Annotated in this window: 1 protein-coding gene; it reads left to right on the top strand. The window is 39.4% G+C overall.

The window, feature by feature from the left end; translation table 11 throughout:
- Positions 1-120: 120 nt before the first annotated feature.
- Entirely contained in the window at positions 121-1,605 is a 1,485-nt protein-coding gene (locus tag JQM82_RS15490; protein ID WP_235251310.1) for a sodium-dependent transporter, read from the top strand.
- Positions 1,606-1,697 lie beyond the last annotated feature (92 nt).

Raw genomic sequence — 1,697 nt, 5'->3', positions numbered from 1 at the left:
ATATTATAATGAAAGGGTGTTAAAATAATCACAACTAAAATAATAGATATGGAGAAAAGAAAAACAGAAGTATCTTTAACACTTTGAAAAATAGTGTTGTATTGAATGGAGGTTGATTTTATGGAACAGAAACAAGAAAAATTTAGTACCATTGGTTATATTGCAGCCGCGCTTGGTATGTGTATCGGAACAGGTAACGTGTGGCGTTTCCCACGTGTATGTGCGGCGAATGGCGGCGGAGCATTTATTTTAGCATGGACAATTGCAATGTTGATTTTTGCAGTACCGCTTCTTTCAACAGAGATGGCGATTGGTAAAAAAGCCAGACTTGGCTGTATCGGTTCTTTCCGTGATTGTGGTGGAAAGAAATATACATGGATGGGCTTCTTTGTAGCTGCAGTATGTTTTTTCCTGATGAGTTACTATTGTGTACTTCAGGGTTACTGTTTAAAATATGCGGTTAATTCTGTTACATCATTTAAACCAAATCTGACAACAGAAACGACAACGGCACTGTGGACAGCGTTTACAGATTCACCGTTGCAGGTTATTATATTCCATGCAATAGGATTTGCGCTGGCATGTTTTGTAGTATATCAGGGTATTTCAGGTGGTATTGAAAGATTCTGCAAAGTTGCTATTCCGGCATTGTTTTTAATCCTCGTAGGGTTAGCGATTTATGCAATGACATTAAACGGATCCAGCCAGGGACTTCAGTATCTCTTCACAATTAAAAAAGAGTACATTTTTAGTCCAAACACATGGATTCAGGCATTCATTCAGGCTGCATGGAGTACAGGAGCAGGCTGGGGATTCATTATTACATATGCGAACTATGTAGGAGAAGATGAAGATGTTCCTACAAGCTGCCTGATTATGGGCCTTGGTGATAACCTTGGAGCAATTCTTTCAGCACTTGTTGTAATTCCTGCAATCTGTGCACTTTCAGCCACACCGGAGGCTGCAAATGAAGCACTCGCTCAAGGAAACTTTGGACTTACATTTATTTACATTTATCAGTTGTTTACCACTATTCCGGGTGGAAGATTTATCTCATTCATCTTCTTTGGTGTACTTGCAGTAGCAGCGATTACGTCGTTGTTCTCCATGATTGAAGTTGGAGTTAAATGCGTAGTTGACCTTGGAGTATCTCGTAAGAAAGCCGTTGTTGGTGTCTGCGGAGCAGGCTTCCTGGTAGGATGCTTCTCCTGCTGGTCATTGAACAACATTGACAATCAGGATTGGGTATGGGGTCTTGGACTGTTAGTAAGTGGTGCGTTGATTGCAATCCTTGCTTGGAAATACGGTGTTGAAAAATTACGTACAGAAGATGTTAATGCCAAAGGCGCAGAAGTTCATTTCCCGAAAGTATATTTCAATACATGTATGTACATTATGCCGATTATTGTAGCGATCATGGTTGGCTACTGGCTCCTTCAGACAAAAGAATGGTTCCCGGATACATGGATGAATCCGTTTGTGATTCAGGATAACACAGGAACAGTACTGTTACAGTTTGGTGTTGTAATAATTGTGGGTATTGTACTTTCCAAGTTCTTTAATAAGAAGACGGTAAAAGGACATATGACAAAAGACAGTAAATAATATATAGAAAGAAGGTAATGTGTTATGACGATAGATGCAATTATAATGATGGTAATTACACTCGTTGGGTATATTGGCGGATTTAGTTACTT

The sequence above is a fragment of the Faecalicatena contorta genome (assembly GCF_021531995.1).
Taxonomy (GTDB): Bacteria; Bacillota; Clostridia; order Lachnospirales; family Lachnospiraceae; genus Dorea_A; species Dorea_A contorta_A.
Note: the sequence above shows the minus strand (reverse complement) of the source record. Positions and strands in the feature narration are given on the sequence as shown.

Bases quoted from the DNA above. Each gene is read 5' to 3' on its own strand.
- JQM82_RS15490 (WP_235251310.1), top strand. From the start codon at position 121: ATGGAACAGAAACAAGAAAAATTTAGTACCATTGGTTATATTGCAGCC.